Annotated in this window: 1 protein-coding gene and 1 pseudogene; both read right to left on the bottom strand. The window is 39.3% G+C overall.

What is annotated here, in order from left to right; genetic code table 11:
• Positions 1–222: pseudogene (locus tag GMA8713_RS28375) on the bottom strand (glycine C-acetyltransferase); the annotation flags it as partial.
• Between the two features lie 241 nt (positions 223–463).
• The gene (locus tag GMA8713_RS25965) at positions 464–649 is read right to left on the bottom strand and encodes a hypothetical protein (protein ID WP_062715558.1); all 186 of its coding nucleotides are present in this window, start codon (positions 647–649) and stop codon (positions 464–466) included.
• Positions 650–819: the final 170 nt, after the last annotated feature.

Below are 819 nucleotides of genomic sequence, written 5' to 3' on the forward strand. Positions count from 1 at the left end.
CATAGAAGCTTGTTTCATCGCATCGGAAATGATCGCATCTTCTGCACCCAAAATAGTTTCAAACATGCCATCGTTTGCATCTAAGCTATATGTGTATAGTTTGGTTTCTTCCTTACCGAGGAACTCAGACAGCTTTTCTTCCAATACCTTTTGCTACTCTTGTTTGCCACAGTTAAACCTTACCGTTGCCATCCCTATTCCTTCCTCCTCCTTCCCTCCTTTTTCCTCTCTCTCCCCCCTTTTTTTCCCTTTCTTTTCTTTCTCCTCTTCCCCCCCTTTTCCTTTTTTCTCCCTTCTCTCTTTTTTTTCTTCCTCTTTCCTTCTTCCTTTTTTCTATTCTTCCTCTTTTTCCTCTTTATCCTTCCCTCTTACCTTCTCCTTTTCCTTCCTTTTCTTTATCTTTTCTTTCTCCCTTTCTTTCTTCTCTCTTTCTTTCCTTTTTTTTTCTCTCCTCTTTCTTTTTTTATTTCTTGTCTGCTCTTCTTTCTTTATCTCTTTTACCTTTCCTTCCTTCTTTTCGTTTTTTTGTTCCTCTATTTTCTTTTATCTTCTCGTTATCTTTTTTCGTCTCCTGTCCTCCTTCCTTGCTCTTTTCATCTTTCTCTTTCATTTCTCCCTCCTCTCTCTCCTCCCCTTTTACTGCTACCATCTTTCCTTCTCTTTCCTCCCTCCTTCCCCTCTTCCCCTTTCTCCTTTTTATCTGTTCTTTCTTGCCTTTTTCTTCTCTTTCCTTCTACTGTTATACCCCCGTACTCTCCTCCTTTCTTTATTTTAAAACGAGTACGTCGGGTCTCCTCTTATATTTTCTGTCTATTTGTC

The sequence above is a fragment of the Grimontia marina genome (assembly GCF_900060185.1).
GTDB classification, from domain to species: Bacteria; Pseudomonadota; Gammaproteobacteria; order Enterobacterales; family Vibrionaceae; genus Enterovibrio; species Enterovibrio marinus.

Bases quoted from the DNA above. Each gene is read 5' to 3' on its own strand.
- GMA8713_RS25965 (WP_062715558.1), bottom strand. From the start codon at position 649: ATGGTAGCAGTAAAAGGGGAGGAGAGAGAGGAGGGAGAAATGAAAGAG.